Genomic DNA, 22,802 nt, shown 5'->3' on the forward strand with positions numbered 1-22,802 from the left:
TTTCTTGGCTTTAAATAAAGAGGATAATCCTCTTTATTTAAAAGCTTTCCCACTCATCATCTGATTTTTGTTCTTTTATTTCAAGAATTTTCGTAGGCTTTTCATTTTTTATTACTTCTTCTTTACTTACAAGCTTATCTTCTTTTGATGACTGCTTTCTGCTTTTTACAAGAATATCATCTTTTCCAATAAATCTTTTTGCAATAACATCTTCTACAATATTTTTAGAAATTCCATCTGTTTGATTTGCAATACTTTGTGTTTTTGAAGCAATTACAGCATTTTGTTGTGTTTTCTGATCAAGCATTGTAACAGCATCATTTATTTGAGAAATACCACTTTGTTGCTCTTTTGAAGCATTTGATATCTCATTTATCATCTCTAAAGATTTTGCAATATTACTTAAAAGTCCTTCATAATCTTTTATCATCAGATCTGAAATATTTTTTCCTTCTTGAGCTTTTGAATTTGCTATTCCAACAATATCTTTAATCTCTCTTGCAGCTTCTGCACTTCTATTTGCAAGATTTCTTACTTCACCAGCAACAACTGCAAAACCTTTTCCAGCTTCTCCTGCTGTTGCTGCTTCAACTGCTGCATTTAAACTTAAGATATTTGTTTGAAATGCAATATTATCTATTACACTTATTGCTTCATTTATATTGTTTACTTGATTTGTAATTTCATCCATAGCATTTGCTGTATTTCTTGCCATCTCTTGACCTTTTTTAGCAGAATTACTAACTTCATTTGAGTAACCAGACATTTGAATAACATTATTTGAATTACTAATAACTGTGCTTGTAATCTCTTCAAGAGCTGCTGCTGTTTCTTCTAAAGATGCTGCTGCTTCATTTGAACTTTGATTTAAACTATTTACATTTTCAATCAATGTTTTTGAAGACTCTTCAAGACTAACTCCTCTTTTTAAACTATCTTTTAACATAGAAACTATCGCATTTTGAAGAGTATTTATTCCTGTAATCATCTTCTCAAGAACTCCACCTTCTTCATCATCTTTTCCAAGTTCTAAAATTGGTCTATAATCATAATTTGAGTAAGCACTTAAAATATCATTTATATGTTCAAATCTCTCTTTTGTATTACTTATCATTGAGTTTAATTCATCTTTAAATTCATTTAAAGATCTATTTGGAGTTGTTTTGTCGATTGTTTGAGAATACCAACCATTTCTAACTCTTATCATAACAGCTTTTGCTTCATCAATTAATTCATGATCTTTTTCTAAAGTATCTTGAACAATATCAATATTATCATTAATAAGTTTTGCCATCTCCCCAAATTCATCTTTGCTTGAATCATCTAATGCTACAACATCATCTGATTTTCTATTTAAGAAATTAAAGAAACTTAAAAGTCCTGATTTAAAGTTATTTAATGATTTTGTAATTGAGTTTGATAAGAAAATAGAGAATAATATGAATAGTACCATCGATAAAGAACCTACAAGAAGTAAGTTCATTGTTAATGAATGAATTGAATTATCTCTTAATTCAGCATTTCTTTTATTCATATCATCATAGTTTTTTTCTATACTAGTTACTAGTTTTACAATAGATTTCATAGTAGATTCATATTGTAATCTAGTTTCATCTTTATTTGTACTAAAAGAGTGTTCTGCTAAAGCATCAAGGCTTTTTACATAATCTTTTATATAAGAGATTGTAAGATCGCAAAGCTCTTTATTCTCACTTGATGCAAATAAATCTTTTAATAATAGAGTATCTTTTATCATAGTTTCCCATTTTTTATCTACATTTTCTTTTTCATCTTTTGTAGGATTTAACATAAATTGATAAACAGCAATTCTCGCTTTAAGTAAATTATCTATTAATTGTGTTGTTTGAGAAGATACTTTAATTCTCTCTTGTACATAAGTTATTGATAAGCTATATATTATAATTGTTGCTATAATTGTAATAACAAATATTGCAGGAAATAAAAATAATTTTGTTTTTGTATTTAAATTCTTTAACATCTTAGTCCTCATTTGTAAAATTTTGATATTTTACCTTTGTATTCTTTAGTTAAATTTAAAAATATTATTTTATATGAGTTTAAATTATTTAATCAAAGCTCTTCCCACTATATAACCACTTGCCCAAGCAAAATGAAGATTAAATCCACCTCTATTTCCAACAATATCTAAAACCTCACCAGCAAAATATAAATTATTTATAAGCTTACTTTCATATGTTTTATCATTTATCTCTGATGTTTTTACACCTCCTCCACTAGCTTCTGCATGAGAGAATCCTTGTGTATTTACTATTTTTAATCTCCAAGAGTTTAATTGGTGAGAAATTGCTTTTATCTGTTTTGTATTTATATCTTCTATTTTTGTATCTAAATCTATTTTGCAAATATTTAGTAAAATAGGAGCAATTTTATTTGAAACAACTCCTACTAAAACATCAACTACTCTCTCTTTTTGTAAAGATTTAAAGAGAGTTGCAATCTGATCTGCTAAATCATTTACATTTAAATTTGGAAATAAATTAACTCTTAATTCTACATCAAAATATTGACTCAAAGCCAAAACTGCTTTTTGTGAAATATCAAGTATTGCAAACCCTGAAACCCCATAAGATGTAAATAGAACATCTCCAAAAATTTCATCTTCTAAAGTTCCATTTACATATAAAGATACTTTACACTCTTTTTTTACACCTTGAAGTTTTCCATTGTAGTTTTCTTTTGTTTGAAGTCCAACAAGACTTGGATATGTAAGATTGTAAGTGTGTCCAAAACTTGAAGCTATTTCAAGCCCTATTTCAGTTGAATTTAACTGAGGAGCTGCTCCTAATCCACTTGAAACTAAAACTTTAGAATAGTTTTTAAACTCTTTCTCATTTGCAATAATTATAAATTTATCATCTTTTTTTTCTACTTTTTGTATAAAATGTTCATAATAAATATTTACTTCTAGCTTTTCTAAAGCTAAAGCCAAAAGATTTACTACTGATTTTGCTTCATTTGATAGTGGATAAACTTTTCCACTCTCTTTTATATCTAGCATTAATCCAATAGATTTACAAAATTTAAGAAAAGCTTTAAAATCAAACTCTTTTAAAGCAAAATTTACAAAATCTGGATTTTCTCCTAAATAATTCTTTGATGTAATTTTTGTATTTGAAATATTGCATCTTCCATTTCCACTTGCAAGTATTTTCTTCCCCAAACTTTTATTTGCATCAAAAATATCTATTTGTAAATCTTTATTTAATCTTTTTGCTGTAATTACTGCTATTATTCCAGCTGCACCACCACCTATAATTGCTATTTTCAAAACTTATCCTAAATCTTTATTTTTAATATTTTAACCTAATTAAGTTTAAATAGTTTCTCAATCCATATTAATTTGATATACTTTAATCGAAAGCCCTACCTAATCATATTTATATAAATTTGATTAAAAGACTTGACAATTAAAAAAAATCTGCTTATAATTCTACATAAATTTAAACTTGATTAAAAAACAAAGGATATAAAATGCAAAAAGATACAATTGCAATCCATACTGGATATGATAAAAAAAATGGAAATGGCGAGATGGCTATTCCTATTTCTCAAACAACAGCTTATGCTTTTAGAGATAGTGAACATGCAGCAAATCTCTTTGGATTAAAAGAGCTTGGTTCAATTTATACAAGATTAACAAATCCAACAACAGATATTTTTGAGCAAAGATATGCACAGCTTGAAAATGGTGCTGCTGCTCTTGCAACTGCAAGTGGAGCTAGTGCAATTTTTTATGCTATTGCAAATATTGCTGAAGCTGGAGATAATATTTTAATCTCTGATAAACTTTATGGTGGAAGTGTAACTCTGTTTCATTTTACTTTAAAAAGATTTGGAATCTCTGTAAAAACTTTTAAAAGTGATGATGCTAATGATTTAGAAAGCTTAGTAGATGATAAAACAAAAGGTATTTTTTTTGAATCTCTTTCAAATCCACAAATTGCAATTCCAAATATTGAAAAAATAGTTGAAGTAGCAAAGAAATATGGAATTATCACAATTTGTGATAATACTGTTGCAACTCCATATCTATTTAACCCAATCTCTTGGGGAGTTGATATTGTTGTTCACTCAACAAGTAAATATACAAGTGGAAATGGTACAGCTTTAGGTGGAATTATAGTTGAAAGAGATGGTTTAGCAGATTTCTTCAAACAAAATAGTGCAAGATACCCACACTTTACAACTCCTGATGCTTCTTATCATGGACTTGTTTATACAGATGTTCCTCTTCCAAACTTTTGTTTAAGAGTTAGATTATCACTTCTTAGAGATATTGGAGCAACTCCTGCACCATTTAACTCGTGGTTACTAATTCAAAGCCTAGAAACTTTAAGTATTAGAGTTGAGAAACATTCAAGCAATGCTTTAAAAATTGCTGAGTTTTTAAAATCTCATCCAAAAGTAAAGAGTGTAAATTACCCTGGTCTTAAAGATGATAAATATTTTACAAAAGCTCAAAAATATTTCAAAAATGGCTTAGCAAGTGGATTAATTTCATTTGAAGTAAGCAGTTTTGAAGAAGCCAAAAAAGTTATTGATAGTGCAAAACTATTTAGTGTGGTTGTAAATATTGGAGATAGTAAATCACTTATTGTTCATCCAGCTTCAACAACGCACTCTCAATTAAGTGAAGAAGAGTTAAAAAATGCTGGTGTAAGTCCTGTTACAATTAGACTTTCAATTGGTTTAGAAGATAGTGTTGATTTAATTGAAGATTTAAATCAAGCATTAGTTTAAGAGTTAAGATATGCCTTTAATTTCGACAAAAGGGATTTACGGATTGTCAGCTATGCATGAATTAGCAAAACATAATGATGACTCTCCCATGCAAATTAAAGATATTTCTGCAAATGCGTCTATACCGCAGAACTATCTTGAACAGCTCTTAGGAAAACTAAGAAAAGCTGGTCTTGTGAACAGTATAAGAGGTGCAAGAGGTGGTTATCATTTAGCAAGAAGTGCAGATGATATAAAAGTGGTGGATATTTTGATAACTTTGGAAGATGACTTAAAAATTGCTGACCAAAAGACAAATAATCCAATATTAGACTTATTTTTCGATGAGTCAAAAGAGAAAATGAAAAAGATATTTGATTTAAGCTTATCAAAATTAGATGAGTATCAAAACAAATATAATCAGTTTTTACATTACAATATATAATAAAGAGAGGAAAGTATTATGGCATATGCAAACAATATAACAGAACTAATAGGAAACACTCCTTTAGTGAAATTACAAAAAGCAAGTAAAGAAGGAGCTACGGTTTTAGGTAAATGTGAATTTATGAATCCTAGTTCAAGTGTTAAAGATAGAATTGGTGCAAATATGATTAAAGTTGCTCTAGAAGAAGGAAAAATCAAAACAGGTTCAACAATAATTGAACCAACAAGTGGAAATACAGGAGTTGCACTTGCAAGTGTTAGTGCAGCTTTAGGATTAAAACTTATTCTTGTAATGCCTGCATCTATGAGTGTTGAAAGAAGAAGACTTCTTGTTGCACTTGGAGCAAAACTTGAACTAACTCCAGCTGAAAAAGGTATGAAAGGTGCTATTGAAAGAGCAGTTGAATTAAACAATGAAATTAAAGATTCAATTATTTTACAACAGTTTCAAAATCCTGCAAATCCTGCAATTCATAAAGAAACAACTGCAAAAGAGATTTTAAGAGATACAGATGGAAAAGTGGACTTCTTTATTGCTGGTGTTGGAACTGGTGGAACTTTAACAGGTGTTGGTGAAGTTTTAAAAGCTCATAATCCAAATATTAAAATAATTGCAGTTGAGCCAGAAGCTAGTCCTGTTTTAAGTGGAGGAAACCCTGGACCACACAAAATCCAAGGAATTGGTGCTGGATTTATACCTGATGTTTTAAATACAAAGCAAATTGATGAAGTTATCAAAATAGATAATGATGATGCAATAAACTCTTCAAGAGAATTGGCAAAAGAGGAAGGACTTCTTGTAGGTGTATCTTCAGGAGCAAATGCCCTTGCTGCTAAAATTATTGCAAGTAGACCAGAAAACAAAGGTAAAACAATTGTTACAATTCTTTGTGATACAGGAGAGAGATACTTAAGTTCTGGTCTTTATGAATATGAAGAGTAGGTATATATGCACGAAAAACCTTATAGATCTGTTGCCAAGACAATTTCTTGGCGAACAGTTGGGACACTTGATACAATGATTGTATCTTATTTTGTTACTGGAAATTTAATTATGGCTGCTTCAATAGGAAGTATTGAAGTTATTACAAAAATGATTTTATACTATTATCACGAAAGAATCTGGAATAAACTAAAGTTTGGTTTACACAAACCAACAGAGAATGATTATCAAATCTAAAGGCTTATAATGAATTTTGAAGATTTTATAAAAATAGAAGAAAAAATTTTACTTTTAAATCATAGTGATTTAATCAAATATATATTTGATAATTACTCAAATATTGCTTTCAGCTCTAGCTTTGGTGCAGAAGATCAGGTCTTAACAGATATGATTCTTAAAGTAGATAAAAATAGTAGAGTATTCACTCTTGATACAGGAAGATTACATAAAGAAACATATGAAGTTATGGATGCAACAAATTTAAAATATGGTGTAAAAATAGAAGTTTTATTTCCAAATTATAAAGATATAGAAAAACTATATATTTCTCAAGGAATAAATGGTCACTATGAAAGTATAGAAAATAGAAAAAACTGCTGTAATATTAGAAAAATAGAACCTCTTAAAAGAGCATTAAAAGATGTTGATATTTGGATAACTGGATTAAGAGCTTCTCAAAGTGTTACAAGAACCAATATGCCAATAATTGAGTGGGATGATAATTTTAAAATTATAAAACTAAATCCACTTATAAACTGGAGCGAAGATGATGTTTGGGATTATATAAAAACAAATAAAGTTCCTTATAACAAACTTCATGATAGTGGCTATCCAAGTATTGGTTGCGAACCTTGTACAAGAGCAATTAAAGATGGTGAAGACATTAGAGCTGGAAGATGGTGGTGGGAAGACCCTAATCATAAAGAGTGTGGACTTCACAAAAAGTGATTTTTTATATCCAAAAGAGAGTAAGAACTAGCCTTTGGCAAAAAGAAAAAGTACAGACACAAATTAAAGAGGAGAGAATAGATGTTAGATACAAAACAACTAACACATTTAAAACAACTAGAAGCTGAATCAATTCATATAATAAGAGAAGTTGTTGCAGAGTTTGATAACCCTGTAATGATGTATAGTGTAGGAAAAGATTCAGCTGTTATGTTGCATCTTGCACTAAAAGCTTTTGCACCTGCAAAATTGCCATTTCCACTACTTCATGTAGATACATTATGGAAATTTAAAGAGATGATAGCTTTTAGAGATAAAAGAGCAAAAGAGGAAGGATTTGAGCTTTTAGTTCATACAAATCAAGATGGAATTGATATGAATATTAGCCCTTTTACTCATGGTTCAGCTGTTCATACAGATATTATGAAAACTCAAGGACTTAAACAAGCACTAAATAAATATAAATTTGATGCTGTTTTTGGTGGAGCTAGAAGAGATGAGGAGAAATCCCGTGCAAAAGAGAGAATCTACTCTTTTAGAGATAAAAATCACAGATGGGATCCAAAAAATCAAAGACCAGAACTTTGGAATATTTATAATGCAAGAGTTCATAAAGACGAAAGTATTAGAGTTTTTCCACTTTCAAACTGGACAGAACTTGATATTTGGCAATATATTTATCTTGAGCAAATACCAATAGTGCCTCTTTATTTTGCAGATAAAAGACCAATTGTTGAAAAAGATGGTGTGAAAATAATGGTTGATGATAAAAGAATGCCAATAGAAAAAAATGATGTAATAAAAGAGGAGATGGTAAGGTTTAGAACTCTTGGTTGCTATCCTCTAACAGGAGCTGTTAGTTCAAATGCTACAACTTTGGAAGAGATTATAAAAGAGATGCTTTTAAGTCGTACAAGTGAAAGGCAAGGACGAGTTATAGATAATGATAGCTCAGGTTCAATGGAAAAAAAGAAAATTGAAGGATACTTTTAAGATGGAACAAATTAATGATATAAAAGCTTATTTAAAAGAGCATGAAAATAAACAACTTCTTAGATTTATAACTTGTGGAAATGTTGATGATGGCAAATCTACTCTTATTGGAAGATTACTTCATGATTCTAAAACAATTTTTGAAGACCAACTAGAAAATATAAAAAAAGATAGTAAAAAAAACAATACAACAAATAATGAATTTGATCTATCTTTATTGGTTGATGGTTTACAAAGTGAAAGAGAACAAGGGATTACTATTGATGTTGCATATAGATATTTTACAACTCCAAAAAGAAAATTTATTATTGCAGATACACCAGGTCACGAACAATATACAAGAAATATGGCAACGGGAGCTAGTACAGCAAATTTAGCAATTATTTTAATAGATGCCAGATATGGTGTTCAAACTCAAACAAAAAGGCATACCTTTATAAATAAACTTTTAGGTATAGACCATATTGTAGTAGCTGTAAATAAGATGGATTTAGTAGATTTCAAAGAAGAGATTTTTGAATCAATAAAAGAAGATTACCTATCTTTTGCAAAGGAGTTAGAAGTAAAAAGTAAAATAACTTTAATTCCTTTATCTGCTTTAAATGGTGATAATATTGTTGATAGAAGTACAAAATCTCCTTGGTATAAAGGCGAAACTCTATTGGAGTATTTAGAAAATGTAAAAATAGATAGTAATAGAGATTTAGAAAATTTCAGATTTCCTGTTCAATATGTGAATAGACCAAACCTTGATTTTAGAGGTTTTTGTGGAACTATTGCTAGTGGAGTTATAAAAGTTGGAGATGAAATTACAGTTATTCCTTCAAATAAAAGTTCAAAAATAAAAAGTATTGTAACTTATGAAGGAGATTTAACTCATGCATATTGTGATCAAGCTATTACTTTAACTTTAGAAGATGAAATTGATGTAAGTCGTGGAGATATTATTGTAAAAAGTGATAATCTTATTGATGAAGCATCAAGTTTTGATGTTGATTTAGTTTGGCTTAGCGAAAATGCTTTAGTAAAAGAAAAGCAATATTTCATAAAAAGAGCAACTACAACTACAAGTGGAACAATAAATGAGATTTATTATAAAACCGATGTAAATAGTTTAAAACAAGAAAAAACAGATAATTTAGTTTTAAACGAAATAGCAAGAGTAAAACTTGACCTAGAACAAAACATTGCATATGATTCATATGATAAAATAAAAACTATGGGAAGCTTTATAATAATAGATAGAGTTTCAAATAATACAGTCGGTGCAGGAATGATAAGAAGTAAATCTTTTAATCAAAAAGAAAAAAACTCTTATAGTGATTTTGAAATAGAGTTTAATGCTCTTGTTAGAAAACATTTTCCACACTGGAATTGCAAAGAGATTATTCAATAGGGGAGAATTATTTATGTCATACAAACTAAATATAGAAAAAATAAAAAGTGATAAATCAAGCAATGATATTATTGCTGATATATTTTATTACTGTGTTACAGGCGAAATGCTATCAAAAGAGGATTTAGAACGCTTTAAATGGCATGGAATTTATGTTGAAGACAATAATCAAACAAGCTTTAGCCTAAAAATTCCTCTGCTTTTAGGAGAATTAAATTTAATTCAATTAAAAACTATTTTAGCTCTATTAAAAAGATTTGGTTTTGATGAAGTAAATTTCAATGAAGGTCAAAAACTAGAGTTTAAAAATATAAGATTATCAACTCTTCCAAATATTTTTAATATTTTGCAAGAATCTTCTTTGTCAAGTTTTTTTGAATCTGGTCATAGTATAAAAAGTGTTATAACTTGTCCTGTAAATGGTCTTGATTCAACTCAGCTTTTTGATGTTGAAGAGTTAGCAAATAGACTAAATAGTACTTTTGTTGGAAATAAAAACTTCTTTAATCTTCCAAACTCTTTACAATTTGCAATAAGTGGTTATCCTGAAGGTTGTGATGCTGGAGTTATTCCTGATATTAGTTTTAATGCTAGAAAAAATTTAAAAGATAAAATTGTATTTGAGATAAAGATAGGTTCTACTTCAATTGGGAATATTGCTTACTCTCAAGTTATTCCAACAGCAAGAGCCATTGCAAATATTTATAAAGAATATGGTCAAAGAGAAGATTATTTAACTACAGATTTTAAAAGTTTTATAGAAGATTTAGAATTAATAAATTTCTCTCATATTTTATCTTCTATGCTGGATTTTAAGATATTTGATTCTTCTTTAATAAATTCAAATATAGATCCAAAAAAACCAAGAATGGGAATTCATAAAAGTATGAACGATGGTTTTTCATATATTGGTTTAAATTCAAAATATAAAAATTTTACACAAAAGAAACTCGAAGATTTTATTAGAATTTTAGAAGAAAATCAAGCTAGTAAAATAAAAATAACACACAAATCAAATATTATTATACTTGATGCTCCATCACAAAATAGTGAAAATTTAAACTCAAGCCTTTTAGAATTAGAACTTTAGTTTAAAAGCTAAAACTTTTAAACTAAAGGATAGTTTTCAATTACAAAATCAATATCTTTATCACCTCTTCCACTTAAACTCACAAGAATTGATTCATTTTTATTCTCTTTTGCATATCTCATAGCAAAAGCTAGAGCATGAGAAGATTCTAAAGCTGGAATAATACCTTCTAATCTTGATAAAGTATAAAATGCTTCAACTGCTTCATCATCGCTACAAAGTCCTAAATTTATTTTAGAAATACTACTTAAATATGCTAATTCTGGTCCAACAGATGGATAATCAATTCCACTACCAATTGAATGAACAGGTGCTGGTTCACCTTTTTCATCTTTCAACATAATAGAGTTAAATCCGTGCATAACTCCCTCTTCTCCATAAGTTAAACTTGCACTATGTTCACCTATCTTATCACCTTTTCCAGCTGGTTCAACTGCATATAACTTTACACTATCTTCAATAAATCCACTAAATATTCCCATAGCATTACTTCCTCCACCCACACAAGCTGTAACCATATCTGGAAGTTTTCCTGTCATATCTAAAAATTGCTCTCTTGCTTCAAAACCTATTATACTTTGAAAATCTCTAACCATTTTAGGAAAAGGACTTGGACCAACAACAGTACCAATAGCAAACATAGAATTCTTTGTATCTTTTAAATATGCTTCAAATGCACTATCAACAGCCTCTTTTAATGTTTTTAGACCTTTTGTAACTGCTACTATTTTTGCACCTAATATTCTCATTTTTACAACATTAGGATACTCTTTTTTTATATCGACTTCACCCATATGAATTTCGCACTCTAATCCAAAATAAGCAGCTGCAGTTGCCAAAGCAACTCCGTGTTGCCCTGCTCCTGTTTCAGCAATTAGTTTTTTCTTTCCTAAATATTTTGCTAAAAGTGCTTCAGCCATACAGTGATTTAATTTATGAGCTCCAGTATGATTTAAGTCTTCTCTTTTTAGATATATATTTCCACCAACTTTGTTTGATATATTCTTTGCAAAATATATAGGAGTAGGTCTTCCTTGGTAATATTTCCTTATATTTTTTAACTCATTTATAAAGTTAAAATCTTTTGATAGTTTATTATATGCTTCATTTATCTCTAAAAATGGCTTTTCTAATTCAGGTGGAATAAAAGAGCCACCAAACTTCCCAAAATAACCATTTGAATCTGGAAAACTATCTAAATAAGGTTTTTGTCTTTGCATATTAAGTGCCTTTGAAATAAAATACGAAAATAGTATCATATTTTTAATAAGATGGGGGAATTATGAAAGTTGTATTCTTTGGAGTTGGTGCCGTTTGTAGTGTTATTTCAACACTTTTAAGTGAACAAGCAGATAAAAATAAAAAGAGTTGTGCAAAGTTTCTATTTATTGTAAGAAGTGAGAAAAGAGCCAAATTACATTTTTATAAAAATATTGATTTGTTAGAAAACTCAAATTTTTTAGAAATAGAAAATTTTGATGATATTTTTAATAATCCAGATAAGTATAAAAAAGAGTTAAAAGGTTTTGATATTTTTATAAATAGTTCAACGCCTTCATACAATCTTAATATTATGAAACTAGCTTTAGAATTCAATGCAAACTATGCTGATTTAGCTAGTGATATCTATAAAGATGATGTTATAAACTCTTTAAAATTTGAGCAACAAAGCTTTGAAAAAGAGTTTAAAAAAAGAAATCTTTTTGCACTTATAAATCTTGGAATATCTCCAGGAATTACAAACTTTCTAATCGGAGATAGAATTAACTCAATTAAAAATCTTCCTTATGAAGTTAAAATTACAAAGATTGAATTAAATCTTTTAGAAGAGTTGCAATCAAAAAAACTTATCTTTTCGTGGTCACCAAAAGTTGCAATAGATGAACTTGCATTTCCACCAATTTTTGTTAAAAACAATAAAATTAAAAAGATTGAACCGTTTTCAAAATCAAAAATCTATAAGTTTCCATATTTTAGAAATATAGTTGATATTTATCCTGTTTTTCAAGAGGAGCTAATATCTTTAAAAGATAGTTTTCCTGAAATTGAAAATATCAAATTAAATATTGGTGGAAATGAGCTTGAACTTATGAAAAATCTATATCAATTAAATCTTTTTTCAGACAAATACTGTATTGATAATGAAAATGAGAAAATATCTATAAATAGTGTTATAAAAAATATAATTCCTAAAATGAAAAGTCCTGAAGTTATAGAAGATTATATAAAAAAGAAAACTATAAAATATGCAGAATTTTCTGCAATCGCTGATATTTACTTAGAAGTTTCTCATCCAAAAAGTAGAAAAAAGATAACAAGTATTGAATCAATTGGATTATCTTTTAGTAAGTATCTTGACCTTTTAAAAACCCCATATAGTGGAAGTACTTATGTATCTTATCCAACAGGAATCGGAGCTGGAATAATAATTTTCTACTCTTTATTACAAAAAGATCTTTTAAGTGGTGTAATATTAAGTGAAAATCTTCCAAAAATATTTGGTGAGAAATTAAATGATATTATAAAAAGAGAGCTAAGTAGCTATAAAATAAATATTTATAGCCAGATTAAATAGTTTTAAAATACAAATAAGCTAAAATTATCTCTTATATAATTTTTATTAATTTTAAAAAGAGACAATTTATGCATAACAATATTTTTAGACCATTTTTGAATGAAAATGTAGATAAAGAGAATTTCCTAAAATACAATACAATAGGTAAACACAAAGAGAGATACTTTGATTTCACAGCTTCAGGATTAGCATTTAGACAGATTGAAAATAGAATTCATGAAGTACTAGAATTTTATGCAAATACTCACTCAAAAGAGTCAGGAAATGCTAAAATTACAACATCTTTCTATGATGGTGCAAGAGATAATTTAAGAAAATCATTAAAAATTGATGATAATTTTGCCATATTACCAAGTGGCTCAGGAGCAACATCAGCAATAAAACATTTTCAAGAACTTTTGGGACTTTATATTCCACCTGCAACAAAAACTAGATTAAAAAACAATATAGATAAAAAAGCTTTACCTTTAGTTATTGTAGGTCCTTATGAACATCATTCAAACGAAGTATCTTTTAGAGAATCTTTGGCTCAAGTAAAAAGAGTAAGATTACAAGAAGATGGATTGATAGATTTAAAACATCTTGAAAAAATACTTGAAAAGAATAAAAAAAGAGAAATAATAGGCTCTTTTACAATAGCTTCAAATGTTAGTGGAATTGTAACTTGCTATAAAAAAATCTCTAATCTTCTAAAAAAATATAATGCTATTGTATGTTTTGATGCAGCAGCTTCAAGTCCATATATAAATATTCCTTGTAAATACTATGATGCAATGTTTTTATCTCCTCATAAGCTTTTAGGAGGAGTTGGTTCAAGTGGAATTTTAGTTATTAAAAAAACTTTAATAAATACAAAATTAGCTCCAACTTTTAGTGGTGGTGGAACTGTAAAATATGTAAATAAATCTAGCCAAATTTATGAAAAAGATATAGAAATAAGAGAAGATGCAGGAACTCCTGCAATAATCCAATTTATAAAAGCAAGTTTAGCTTATCAACTAAGAGATGAAATTGGACTTGAATATATTCAAAATAAAAAAGAGGAGCTATATTCTTATCTTTTAAATGAACTAAAAACTATTCCAAATCTTGTAATTTATGGAAATAATAAAAGTATGAATATAGGTATTACCTCTTTTAATATAAAAGATTTTAATCCTTATGATTTATGCTCTAAACTTTCTTCTACAAAAAACTTTCAAACAAGAGCTGGTTGTTCTTGTGCTGGACCATATGGTCATGATTTGTTAAATCTAAAAAAAGTATCTATGAAAAATAGACCAGGATGGCTAAGAGTTGGTGTTCATTTTACTCATACAAAAGAGCAGATAAAGAATTTAGTAGATGAGATAAAAGCTCTAATTATTTAGAGTTTATTTATCTCAAAATTTATAGTTAATACTTACATATAAAGAAGTGCTATTGTCCAATTTATATTTTACACCCGTTCCATTTTTTGTATAATCTTTATCAATATTATATTTAGTATAAACCAAGCCTGTTTCTAATTCTAAATTATTTGCAAGTTCATTTATAATTCCAAATTGTGCTCCATATATAAGTGAATTTGGATTTGAACCTTCAAGCTCTTTATTTTCAACATTTACTAGCCCCAAATGAACTCCTAAAAATGCTTTTGTTCCATAGCTATAATTTAAAGGTAAAATATAATCAAAAGATGAATAAAGCTTATTTATATTAGTTTCATCACTAAAACTTGGATTATATATAAAAGATACTCTTCTATAATTTTCTATTATAAATCCACCTTTTAACATAATTAATGTTCCATTTTCAGTATTACTTTTATTATCTATTTTTTGTTTATCAAAATTTAAACCCAATCCTGCACCTAAAAAAGTATCCGTTTTAAATCCCATTGAAAAAAGGTTCATGCTAAAAAATATTGTAAAAAGTGCTAAAAGTTTTCTAATCATATTAATCTTTCATATAAAAATTGGCATTGATTATATTTATTTGTTAGTTACAACTAGATTAAAAAATGATTAACTATTTATTTAAATACTATTAACTAAAAATAATTATCATTCCTTTATGAGTTTTATAATTTTCTTTATAGTTTTTTTTATTGCTTTCTCTTTTCAGACCTATATCATCAAGAGAAGGTTTATAAATAAACTAGATTTTAGTTATAAAACTAGGAAATATCTTAGCTTTTTATTATATTTAACATTTTTTGGGGTACTTTTGTATCCATTTGCTAGATATTTTCCAATAGTGCCAAATTGGCTCTATTTTCTCCTTTCCCTACCAATTGGGGTGATTTTTTTAACATTTACAATAGCTATTATTCACGATATCATCTCAATTGGTTTAAAAAAAACTAAATACAAAAAAAACAGAAGAGATTTCTTTAAAAAATCACTTGATATAACTACAACTTCAATAATACTTGCAACAAATGCAAAAGCTATGGATAATGCAAGAAATATAGAAATTGAAGCTGTAAATATAAAACTAAATAATCTTAAAAAAGCTTATAAAATAGTTCAGCTAAGTGATATTCATATTGGTGGACTTATAAATCAGAAATTTATAAAAGAGCTTGTAAATAAAGTAAATATCTTAGAAGCTGATGTTGTCGTAATCACTGGTGATTTAGTTGATACAAATCTAAATTTTGCAAAATCTGCTTTAGATGAATTAAGAAATATAAAATCTACTTATGGAACATATTTTATAGTTGGAAATCATGAATATTTTCATGATGTTTCACAAATAATCTCTTATGTAAACTCTTTAGGAATAAAAGTTTTAGAAAATGATTCTATCTATATTGGAGAAGATAATTTTGGATTTAATTTAGCTGGAGTTTATGATAGATTTGGATATAGATTTGGTTCATATATTCCAGATATAAATAAAACTTTAAAAACTTGTAAAAAAGATTCTCCAACTATTCTTTTGGCTCATCAACCAAAATATATTAAAGATTTAGAACAAGAATTAGAAAATACAAAAGATATTGATTTAATACTTTCTGGACATACTCACGGTGGACAAATTTTTCCTTTTAATTTTTTAGTAAAACTAGAGCAACCTTATGTAAAAGGACTTCACCAACACAATACTTATACACAAATCTATGTAAATAAAGGAACTGGTTTTTGGGGACCACCTATGCGACTTGGAGCAAGTAGTGAAATAACTGTTTTATCTTTATCTTAATGCTTTTCCTAAAACATCTTTTATCTTTTCTACATCTGAAAAGTGATCGATTTTCTCTACAAATTTTCCATCTTTATCAAAAATATAAATATATGAAGTATGTGCAACAGAGTAATCTATAGCTGAACCTTTTAAATATATATACTCATAATTAGAAGCATATCTTTTTATGATATCATCGATATTCTCTTTTGTTGAACTAGCTCCTATAAAATTCTTATGAAAATATTTTGCATACTCTTTTAAGTTTTCCAATTTATCTCTATTTGGATCAACACTTATAAAAAGCCCTAATATCTCATCTTTGTTTTGTTCTTCTAATTCATTAATAGCTTGAGCTAAAGCACTTAATGATGTTGGGCAAACATCAGGACAAAATGTATATCCAAAATATACAGCTAAAACTTTGCTTTTGAAATCATCTTTTGTAATTTGTCCATCTACTGTATCTAAGGTAAAACTATAATTTCTATTCTCTTTAAATTTATCTACTAAAGGTTCTATCAGCAATATAAATAAAACTGCTACAAATAATGCTATTAATATTTTATAAACTATTTTCATCTAATTTCTCGTTTCAAAGCTAAATCTTGCACCTAAAATTTCATTATTTTCTTCTATTTTTATATCAGCATTCCAAGTCATTTTATCATATACACAAGCTGGAAGCATTGTTTTTAAACTATAATATCCATCTCCAATATTATGAAATATTGCATTTATTTCTCCCATATTCATAGTTGTTGAATAGATATTTAAAGATATTTTCTTTAAATCCTCTTTATTGCTTGTTAAAACAAATTCTAAATCGTTCATAAGCGGTATATTTTTTGGTTCAATATCCAAAATCAGTTCTATTCCATTTTCTAATACTATTTTACAAGAGCTATTTCTTAAATCACAATCTTCATCTTGAACTATATACTTTATATCTTTTTTAAAAGATTGATAAATAGAGTTAAAATCAATAGTAAAATATAAAATCACCAAAAAAATAGTACTTGAAACTAATATAATATTTATTTTTAACTCTTTATTCATAAAATCTCTTTCAATGATGTTTCATCATACCTTGTTTTATACTCTTTACTTCTAATTCTAAATTCTTTATTTCTCCATTTGAAAACTCTAAAGATAAGTCTATTAAATCACCTTCATTTAAAGACTTATTTAAACCAATTAACATAATATGATATCCACCTGGTTTTAAATCTGTATTACTATTTGCTTTTATTAAAATCTCTTCTACTTCATACATTTTCATCATACCATTTTTCATATCATGAGTATGAAGCTCAACTTTATTTGCAAGAGATGAACTTGCTTTTATAAGTGATATATTTTTATCTGTAATATTATTTAAGTTCATAAAAGCTGCACTATTTGGCATATTTGGTGGAGTTGCTCTTGCATAGGCATCACTTACTTTTATAGAATCTGAAGCTAAAAGAAGTGTAGCTCCAAATAAAAATAGAATAATAATCTTTTTCATCTTTTCCCTTTTTTATTGAAACTATATATAAGAAGTGTTAATTTAGTGTTAATTTCTTAAATCACATCATTGAACAAGGACTCATTCCTGTTTTAAAAAATCTTGCAGTTATAGTATCCATAGATTTTATATGATTTATTAACCAATTTATCAAATCATACTCAATATAGTTTTTTAAAGCTTCAATATCTTTACTATTTTCAAAACTATTCCAAATATTTTCTATCTCTAAAAGATTCCTATCATGTTCTGATTTATGAAAAGGATATGCAAAGAAAGCTCTTTTTTGCATCTCATCTTCTTCAGTTTTAAAATGCTCTATTGTGTGCTTTTGCCAAGATTTATAACTATCTTTTAGAAAATTAAAATTCTCATCTGAACTCTTTTTTTGGAATATCTTTATATGTTCATAAAGTTTATTTATCAAATCTACATCTTCAAAATGTGTATTATTCATAAACTCTTCATCTACAAGTGGTAAACTATTTTTATCAATTAGCATTCTTACTCCTTTTTTATCTAGGAAAATTGTAGATGATTATTTTAAATTACTCATTGATAAATATCAATTTTTTAGATTATTTTTAACTCTTTTACACTTTTTGGCTCATCAAACCAATATCCTTGAAAATAATCTATTTCTAACTCTTTACAAGTATCATAAATCTCTTTTGTAGATACAAACTCAGCAACAGTTCTCATTCCAACTTTTTTTGCAAAGAAAACAATTGCTTCTATTACAGCTCTTGCTGATTTTGATCTATTTATATCTTGAATTATAGAACCATCGAGTTTTATAAAATCTGCTTGGAGTTTTACTAAATATGAGAAGTTTGAGTATCCTGTTCCAAAATCATCTATTGCTATTTTCACTCCTAAACTTTTAACAATATTTATAAAAGTTATAACTTCTTCAAGATTATCTATTCCTTCACTTTCAGTTATTTCAATAGTTAAAAATTCAGCAACTCCGAACTCATAAATCTTTTGTATTAAATAATCAAAAACATCTTTATCTAAAATATCACTAATTGACAAATTTATATTAAAAGATATATTCTTATCTGCAAAAAATTCAAATGATTTTTGTATAACTTGTTTTGTAATAGAACTATATAAATTTATCTTTTTTGCTCTATCTAAAAAAAAGAAAGGTGAAATTATATCTCCTTTTGAATCTTTCATTCTAACTAAGACTTCATATTTTTTCTCATATTGATTACTTATTAATTGGGCAAATATTTCAAACTTCTCTTTCTTCACAGCTTGTATAATTTGTGTTTCCCAATAGAGTTCTTGTTCAATATTAGATGAATTTGGATGACAAATATGATGCTCTTTTTTATCATAAACAACTAAATTATGTTTTAATACTCTTGTCTGTTTTAAAGCATATTCAGCAGTAAACAAAAGCTCCTCATAATCTATTGCAACACCAACTCTTAATGGAATATAAACTCTATATCCATCAAGTTCTATTGGTGAATATCCAAAATACCAAATAATTGATTTAATTGCATGTATAAAAATATCTTTTTCTATATTTTCATTTGATGTAACAGCAAAAATATCAGCTCCCAAATAATAAATATTTCCATTTTTAAACTTATCTTCTAACCTTGAAGATACTAGTTTTAGAATCTTTTCTCCAAATTCATAACCATAGTAATGATTTACATTACCAAAACCTGTTATATCAAAAATTGCTAATTTATTAAACTTTTTATCAAGACTATCTTGTATAAAATCTCTTCTTTTAGGAAATGTTATCTCATTGTTATTTTGCATATTTACTCTTTATTGATCGTTTTGCCAAGATGTAATTCCACCCTTTAAAGAGTAAATCTTACCTAAATATCCAGCTTTTTTTAGTTTTATTATAGCTTCTTTACTTTTTAATCCTATTGTACAAACTAATACTACTCTTTTTTGATTATTTAAGATAGTTAAATCTTCAAGTATATCTTTTATGTCTACTTGTTTTGAGTTCTTTATTGATTTCTCATCTTCTTTTATATTTTCTCTAATATCAACTATTTGTATATTTTCTTCTTCTATCATAGATTTTAATTCAATCAAACTTATCTCTTCTACAATAATCTCTTCTGTATTATCTTTTATTCCACAAAATAAATTATAATCTATTAACTCTTTTATACTTGGATTTCTACTACAAACTGGACACTCTTCATTTTTTTCTATTTTATATTCAAGAAATTTCATTTTTAGAGTATTTAAAGTCAAAAGTCTATTATCTAAGTTTTCTCCAATATTTAAAATAAGTTTTATAGCTTCATTTGCTTGAATTGTTCCTACAATTCCAGGTAAAACTCCCAAAACTCCAGCTTCTGCACAAGACTGAACTTTATTTGGAGCTGGTGGTTCTTTAAATAAACATCTATAACAAGCTCCACCATTTTTATTAAATACAGAAACTTGTCCTTCAAATCTAAATATTGCTCCGTAAACAAAAGGCTTATTTAAAAATACACAAGCATCATTTATTAGATATCTTGTTGGGAAATTATCTGTTCCATCTACAACTACATCAAATCCATTGATTATTTCCAGTGCATTCTTGCTTATTAGTTTTTCCTCTATTGATATAACATTTATATTTGGATTTATTAAATTTATCTGCTTTTTTGCTGATTCTACTTTTGATTTATTAATTGAGCTTGTATTATGTATAACTTGTCTTTGAAGATTTGACTCTTCTACTTTATCAAAGTCTATAATTCCAAGAGTTCCAACTCCAGCTGCTGCTAAATAGAGTAAAACAGGTGAACCTAAAGCACCTGTTCCAACAACTAAAACTTTTGAATTTTTTAGTTTTAGTTGTCCTTTTAGTCCAATTTCAGGAACTATTAAATGTCTGCTATATCTATTTATTTCATCAAGAGTAAGTTTATTTTTTTCAGAAGTTTCAAGCATAATTATCCTTATAGAAATTAAGCTAAAAGAATAGCACAAGAGATATTTATCTTCTCTTTTTAATAATAAATATCAACTATAAAAAAAGGGAAAGAGTTTCAATCTTTCCCTTTCTTAGCTATTTTTTCTAGATATTGAGACTAAAGTTCCAAATCTCATATTTATAAATTAACTTTTATGAGTTTTTCTCTTTTTTAGCCGTTCTTTTTCTAACTGTTGGGTCAAGTTCTCTTTTTCTAATTCTAATAGAAATAGGAGTTACTTCAACTGCTTCATCTTCTTCAACCCACTCTAAAGCATTTTCTAATGACATAGTTTTTACAGGAACAAGTCTAATAGCTTCATCAGCTCCACTTGATCTAACATTTGATTGTTGTTTTCCTTTAATAGGATTTACATCTAAGTCATTATCTTTTGAATGTTGCCCAACTATCATTCCTGTATATACTTTATCTTGAGGTTTTATAAACATAATTCCTCTATCTTGTAGATTAAATATTGAATAAGCTAATGCTTCTCCATTTTCCATAGATACTAAAGCACCATATTTTCTACTTTCAACTGATCCACTATATGGTCTAAATTCTAAGAAAGAGTGGTTCATAATTCCTTCTCCTCTAGTTTCAGTTAAGAATTCTGTTCTAATCCCAATTAATCCTCGTGCTGGAATCTCAAACTCTAATCTTGTAAATCCAATTCCCATTGGAATCATATTTGTCATTACAGCTTTTCTTTTCCCTAGTTTTTCAATAATTGCTCCACTAAATTCATCTGGTGTATCAATTACAAGATGTTCAAATGGCTCCATTTTAACACCATTTTCTTCTCTAATAATTACTTCTGGTCTTCCAATAATAAACTCAAAACCTTCTCTTCTCATATTCTCAGCCAAAATAGTAATTTGAAGTTCACCTCTTCCGTTTACTTTAAATTTACCTTCTCCAACTTGCTCATAATTCATAGCAATATTTGTGTTCATCTCAGCTTTTAATCTCTCATCAATTTTATTTGATGTTACATATTTACCTTCTGTTCCAGCTAATGGTGAATCATTTACAGCAAATGTTACGCTTAAAGTTGGCTCTTCAATATGCATTGGATCAAGTGGCATTGGATTTGATGGATCACATAAAGAATCTCCAACATCAATTGTTTCAAAACCTGCAACAGCTACAATATCTCCAGAACCAGCAGTTTTTATATCAATTCTATCAAGTCCTTTAAATCCAATAAGTTTAGAAACTCTACCTTTTATTTTAGAACCATCCGCTTTACAAAGAACAACTGTTTCACCTTGAGAAATAGTACCATTGAAAATTCTAGCAATTCCTATTTTACCAATGAAATTATCATAATCAAGAGTAAACACTTGAAGTTGAAGACCATTTGTATCATCACCTTTTGGTTTTGGAACTTCTTTTAAAATTGTTTCATATAATGGTTTGAAATCCATATTGTCATCATTATAGTTGTATCTTGCATATCCACTTCTAGCAGCAGCATAAATAACTGGGAAATCTAGTTGCTCTTCTGTTGCATCCATTTGTGCAAAAAGGTCAAAAACCTCATCAACAACTCTATCAGGCTCAGCTGCAGGTTTATCTATTTTATTTACTACAACTATTGGTCTATGACCTAAAGATAGTGCTTTTTTAACAACGAATTTTGTTTGAGGCATAACTCCTTCTTGTGCATCAACAAGAAGTAAAACAGAATCAACCATCTTTAAAACCCTCTCAACTTCTCCACCAAAATCGGCGTGACCTGGAGTATCAATTATATTAATTCTTACACCTTCATAATCAATAGCTGTATTTTTTGAAAGAATTGTAATTCCTCTCTCTTTTTCAATAGCATCACTATCCATTACTCTATCATCTACATTTTGGTGAGCAGAAAATGTACCACTTTGTTTTAAAAGCTCATCTACCGTTGTTGTTTTACCATGATCAACGTGTGCAATAACTGCGATATTTCTAATATCTCTCATATGTCTTCTTTATATTAAAATTTTCGCGGATTATAGCTAAGAAA

Annotated in this window: 22 protein-coding genes; 11 read left to right on the forward strand and 11 right to left on the reverse strand. The window is 27.6% G+C overall.

Annotated features, from left to right (window positions below; genetic code table 11):
* Positions 1 to 37: 37 nt before the first annotated feature.
* Together ATH_RS09655 and ATH_RS09660 are read right to left on the reverse strand one after the other, a co-directional pair.
* The gene (locus ATH_RS09655; RefSeq protein WP_066390040.1) at positions 38 to 1,999 is read right to left on the reverse strand and encodes a methyl-accepting chemotaxis protein; all 1,962 of its coding nucleotides are present in this window, start codon (positions 1,997 to 1,999) and stop codon (positions 38 to 40) included.
* Positions 2,000 to 2,083: 84 nt separating this feature from the next.
* Positions 2,084 to 3,310: a BaiN/RdsA family NAD(P)/FAD-dependent oxidoreductase gene (locus ATH_RS09660; protein WP_066390038.1), complete on the reverse strand. Its 1,227-nt coding sequence runs from the start codon at positions 3,308 to 3,310 to the stop codon at positions 2,084 to 2,086.
* Positions 3,311 to 3,513: 203 nt separating this feature from the next.
* Here ATH_RS09660 and ATH_RS09665 point away from each other — a divergent pair, with 203 nt between their 5' ends.
* The 8 genes from ATH_RS09665 to ATH_RS09700 all read left to right on the forward strand — a co-directional run bounded on the left by ATH_RS09665 (position 3,514) and on the right by ATH_RS09700 (position 10,578).
* Entirely contained in the window at positions 3,514 to 4,782 is a 1,269-nt protein-coding gene (locus ATH_RS09665; RefSeq protein ID WP_066390035.1) for an O-acetylhomoserine aminocarboxypropyltransferase/cysteine synthase family protein, read from the forward strand.
* A 10-nt stretch (positions 4,783 to 4,792) separates the two neighbouring features.
* Positions 4,793 to 5,206: an RrF2 family transcriptional regulator gene (locus ATH_RS09670; RefSeq protein ID WP_066390034.1), complete on the forward strand. Its 414-nt coding sequence runs from the start codon at positions 4,793 to 4,795 to the stop codon at positions 5,204 to 5,206.
* Between the two features lie 18 nt (positions 5,207 to 5,224).
* Positions 5,225 to 6,151, forward strand: coding sequence for a cysteine synthase A (cysK, locus tag ATH_RS09675; protein ID WP_066185367.1), 927 nt, complete (start codon positions 5,225 to 5,227; stop codon positions 6,149 to 6,151).
* A 6-nt stretch (positions 6,152 to 6,157) separates the two neighbouring features.
* Positions 6,158 to 6,388 (forward strand): DUF2061 domain-containing protein, encoded by a 231-nt coding sequence (locus ATH_RS09680; RefSeq protein ID WP_066185366.1) that lies wholly within the window; start codon positions 6,158 to 6,160, stop codon positions 6,386 to 6,388.
* A gap of 9 nt (positions 6,389 to 6,397) precedes the next feature.
* Entirely contained in the window at positions 6,398 to 7,099 is a 702-nt protein-coding gene (locus ATH_RS09685) for a phosphoadenylyl-sulfate reductase (protein WP_066185363.1), read from the forward strand.
* Positions 7,100 to 7,180: 81 nt separating this feature from the next.
* Positions 7,181 to 8,092, forward strand: a complete 912-nt coding sequence (gene cysD, locus ATH_RS09690; RefSeq protein ID WP_066390033.1) for a sulfate adenylyltransferase subunit CysD — start codon at positions 7,181 to 7,183, stop codon at positions 8,090 to 8,092.
* Between the two features lies 1 nt (position 8,093).
* A complete protein-coding gene (gene cysN / locus ATH_RS09695; RefSeq protein WP_066181941.1) occupies positions 8,094 to 9,488 on the forward strand; it encodes a sulfate adenylyltransferase subunit CysN in 1,395 nt (464 codons plus the stop codon).
* Between the two features lie 13 nt (positions 9,489 to 9,501).
* Positions 9,502 to 10,578 (forward strand): sulfite reductase, encoded by a 1,077-nt coding sequence (locus tag ATH_RS09700; protein WP_066181943.1) that lies wholly within the window; start codon positions 9,502 to 9,504, stop codon positions 10,576 to 10,578.
* Between the two features lie 17 nt (positions 10,579 to 10,595).
* Here the strand turns inward: ATH_RS09700 and trpB are convergent, their stop codons facing one another.
* Positions 10,596 to 11,798 carry a tryptophan synthase subunit beta gene (gene trpB / locus ATH_RS09705; RefSeq protein WP_066181946.1) on the reverse strand — a complete coding sequence of 401 codons (1,203 nt, stop codon included), beginning with the start codon at positions 11,796 to 11,798 and terminating at the stop codon, positions 10,596 to 10,598.
* Positions 11,799 to 11,860: 62 nt separating this feature from the next.
* Between trpB and ATH_RS09710 the strand changes: the two genes are divergently transcribed.
* Together ATH_RS09710 and ATH_RS09715 are read left to right on the forward strand one after the other, a co-directional pair.
* Positions 11,861 to 13,153 (forward strand): saccharopine dehydrogenase C-terminal domain-containing protein, encoded by a 1,293-nt coding sequence (locus ATH_RS09710; protein ID WP_066181948.1) that lies wholly within the window; start codon positions 11,861 to 11,863, stop codon positions 13,151 to 13,153.
* 68 nt (positions 13,154 to 13,221) lie between these two features.
* Positions 13,222 to 14,523 carry an aminotransferase class V-fold PLP-dependent enzyme gene (locus ATH_RS09715; RefSeq protein ID WP_066181950.1) on the forward strand — a complete coding sequence of 434 codons (1,302 nt, stop codon included), beginning with the start codon at positions 13,222 to 13,224 and terminating at the stop codon, positions 14,521 to 14,523.
* A gap of 12 nt (positions 14,524 to 14,535) precedes the next feature.
* Here ATH_RS09715 and ATH_RS09720 read toward each other — a convergent pair whose 3' ends face one another.
* Positions 14,536 to 15,090 carry a hypothetical protein gene (locus tag ATH_RS09720; RefSeq protein ID WP_066181954.1) on the reverse strand — a complete coding sequence of 185 codons (555 nt, stop codon included), beginning with the start codon at positions 15,088 to 15,090 and terminating at the stop codon, positions 14,536 to 14,538.
* A 343-nt stretch (positions 15,091 to 15,433) separates the two neighbouring features.
* Here ATH_RS09720 and ATH_RS09725 point away from each other — a divergent pair, with 343 nt between their 5' ends.
* Positions 15,434 to 16,342, forward strand: a complete 909-nt coding sequence (locus ATH_RS09725; protein ID WP_322853008.1) for a metallophosphoesterase — start codon at positions 15,434 to 15,436, stop codon at positions 16,340 to 16,342.
* Here ATH_RS09725 and ATH_RS09730 read toward each other — a convergent pair.
* The 7 genes from ATH_RS09730 to typA form a co-directional block, all read right to left on the reverse strand.
* Positions 16,334 to 16,906 (reverse strand): SCO family protein, encoded by a 573-nt coding sequence (locus ATH_RS09730; protein WP_066181959.1) that lies wholly within the window; start codon positions 16,904 to 16,906, stop codon positions 16,334 to 16,336. The genes ATH_RS09725 and ATH_RS09730 overlap by 9 nt on opposite strands.
* The gene (locus tag ATH_RS09735; RefSeq protein ID WP_066390032.1) at positions 16,907 to 17,383 is read right to left on the reverse strand and encodes a hypothetical protein; all 477 of its coding nucleotides are present in this window, start codon (positions 17,381 to 17,383) and stop codon (positions 16,907 to 16,909) included. It lies immediately after the preceding gene.
* Between the two features lie 10 nt (positions 17,384 to 17,393).
* Positions 17,394 to 17,834 (reverse strand): copper chaperone PCu(A)C, encoded by a 441-nt coding sequence (locus tag ATH_RS09740; protein WP_066390031.1) that lies wholly within the window; start codon positions 17,832 to 17,834, stop codon positions 17,394 to 17,396.
* A 61-nt stretch (positions 17,835 to 17,895) separates the two neighbouring features.
* A complete protein-coding gene (locus tag ATH_RS09745) occupies positions 17,896 to 18,336 on the reverse strand; it encodes a hemerythrin family protein (protein WP_066390030.1) in 441 nt (146 codons plus the stop codon).
* 71 nt (positions 18,337 to 18,407) lie between these two features.
* Complete coding sequence (locus ATH_RS09750; protein ID WP_066181973.1) at positions 18,408 to 19,622, reverse strand: EAL domain-containing protein; 1,215 nt, start codon at positions 19,620 to 19,622, stop codon at positions 18,408 to 18,410.
* Positions 19,623 to 19,631: 9 nt separating this feature from the next.
* Positions 19,632 to 20,768 carry a molybdopterin-synthase adenylyltransferase MoeB gene (moeB, locus tag ATH_RS09755; protein WP_066390028.1) on the reverse strand — a complete coding sequence of 379 codons (1,137 nt, stop codon included), beginning with the start codon at positions 20,766 to 20,768 and terminating at the stop codon, positions 19,632 to 19,634.
* 175 nt (positions 20,769 to 20,943) lie between these two features.
* The gene (typA, locus tag ATH_RS09760; RefSeq protein ID WP_066390026.1) at positions 20,944 to 22,758 is read right to left on the reverse strand and encodes a translational GTPase TypA; all 1,815 of its coding nucleotides are present in this window, start codon (positions 22,756 to 22,758) and stop codon (positions 20,944 to 20,946) included.
* Between the last annotated feature and the right edge of the window lie 44 nt (positions 22,759 to 22,802).

The organism is Aliarcobacter thereius LMG 24486, from assembly GCF_004214815.1.
Lineage (GTDB): Bacteria > Campylobacterota > Campylobacteria > Campylobacterales > Arcobacteraceae > Aliarcobacter > Aliarcobacter thereius.

Excerpts from the sequence above, each read along its gene's own strand:
- moeB (WP_066390028.1), bottom strand. The coding sequence starts at position 20,768 with ATGCTTGAAACTTCTGAAAAAAATAAACTTACTCTTGATGAAATAAAT.
- ATH_RS09745 (WP_066390030.1), bottom strand. The coding sequence starts at position 18,336 with ATGCTAATTGATAAAAATAGTTTACCACTTGTAGATGAAGAGTTTATG.
- ATH_RS09750 (WP_066181973.1), bottom strand. The coding sequence starts at position 19,622 with ATGCAAAATAACAATGAGATAACATTTCCTAAAAGAAGAGATTTTATA.
- ATH_RS09740 (WP_066390031.1), bottom strand. The coding sequence starts at position 17,834 with ATGAAAAAGATTATTATTCTATTTTTATTTGGAGCTACACTTCTTTTA.
- ATH_RS09665 (WP_066390035.1), top strand. The coding sequence starts at position 3,514 with ATGCAAAAAGATACAATTGCAATCCATACTGGATATGATAAAAAAAAT.
- ATH_RS09680 (WP_066185366.1), top strand. The coding sequence starts at position 6,158 with ATGCACGAAAAACCTTATAGATCTGTTGCCAAGACAATTTCTTGGCGA.
- ATH_RS09735 (WP_066390032.1), bottom strand. The coding sequence starts at position 17,383 with ATGAATAAAGAGTTAAAAATAAATATTATATTAGTTTCAAGTACTATT.
- cysN (WP_066181941.1), top strand. The coding sequence starts at position 8,094 with ATGGAACAAATTAATGATATAAAAGCTTATTTAAAAGAGCATGAAAAT.
- cysD (WP_066390033.1), top strand. The coding sequence starts at position 7,181 with ATGTTAGATACAAAACAACTAACACATTTAAAACAACTAGAAGCTGAA.
- ATH_RS09700 (WP_066181943.1), top strand. The coding sequence starts at position 9,502 with ATGTCATACAAACTAAATATAGAAAAAATAAAAAGTGATAAATCAAGC.
- ATH_RS09720 (WP_066181954.1), bottom strand. The coding sequence starts at position 15,090 with ATGATTAGAAAACTTTTAGCACTTTTTACAATATTTTTTAGCATGAAC.
- ATH_RS09685 (WP_066185363.1), top strand. The coding sequence starts at position 6,398 with ATGAATTTTGAAGATTTTATAAAAATAGAAGAAAAAATTTTACTTTTA.
- ATH_RS09730 (WP_066181959.1), bottom strand. The coding sequence starts at position 16,906 with ATGAAAATAGTTTATAAAATATTAATAGCATTATTTGTAGCAGTTTTA.
- ATH_RS09670 (WP_066390034.1), top strand. The coding sequence starts at position 4,793 with ATGCCTTTAATTTCGACAAAAGGGATTTACGGATTGTCAGCTATGCAT.
- typA (WP_066390026.1), bottom strand. The coding sequence starts at position 22,758 with ATGAGAGATATTAGAAATATCGCAGTTATTGCACACGTTGATCATGGT.
- ATH_RS09710 (WP_066181948.1), top strand. The coding sequence starts at position 11,861 with ATGAAAGTTGTATTCTTTGGAGTTGGTGCCGTTTGTAGTGTTATTTCA.
- trpB (WP_066181946.1), bottom strand. The coding sequence starts at position 11,798 with ATGCAAAGACAAAAACCTTATTTAGATAGTTTTCCAGATTCAAATGGT.
- cysK (WP_066185367.1), top strand. The coding sequence starts at position 5,225 with ATGGCATATGCAAACAATATAACAGAACTAATAGGAAACACTCCTTTA.
- ATH_RS09715 (WP_066181950.1), top strand. The coding sequence starts at position 13,222 with ATGCATAACAATATTTTTAGACCATTTTTGAATGAAAATGTAGATAAA.
- ATH_RS09655 (WP_066390040.1), bottom strand. The coding sequence starts at position 1,999 with ATGTTAAAGAATTTAAATACAAAAACAAAATTATTTTTATTTCCTGCA.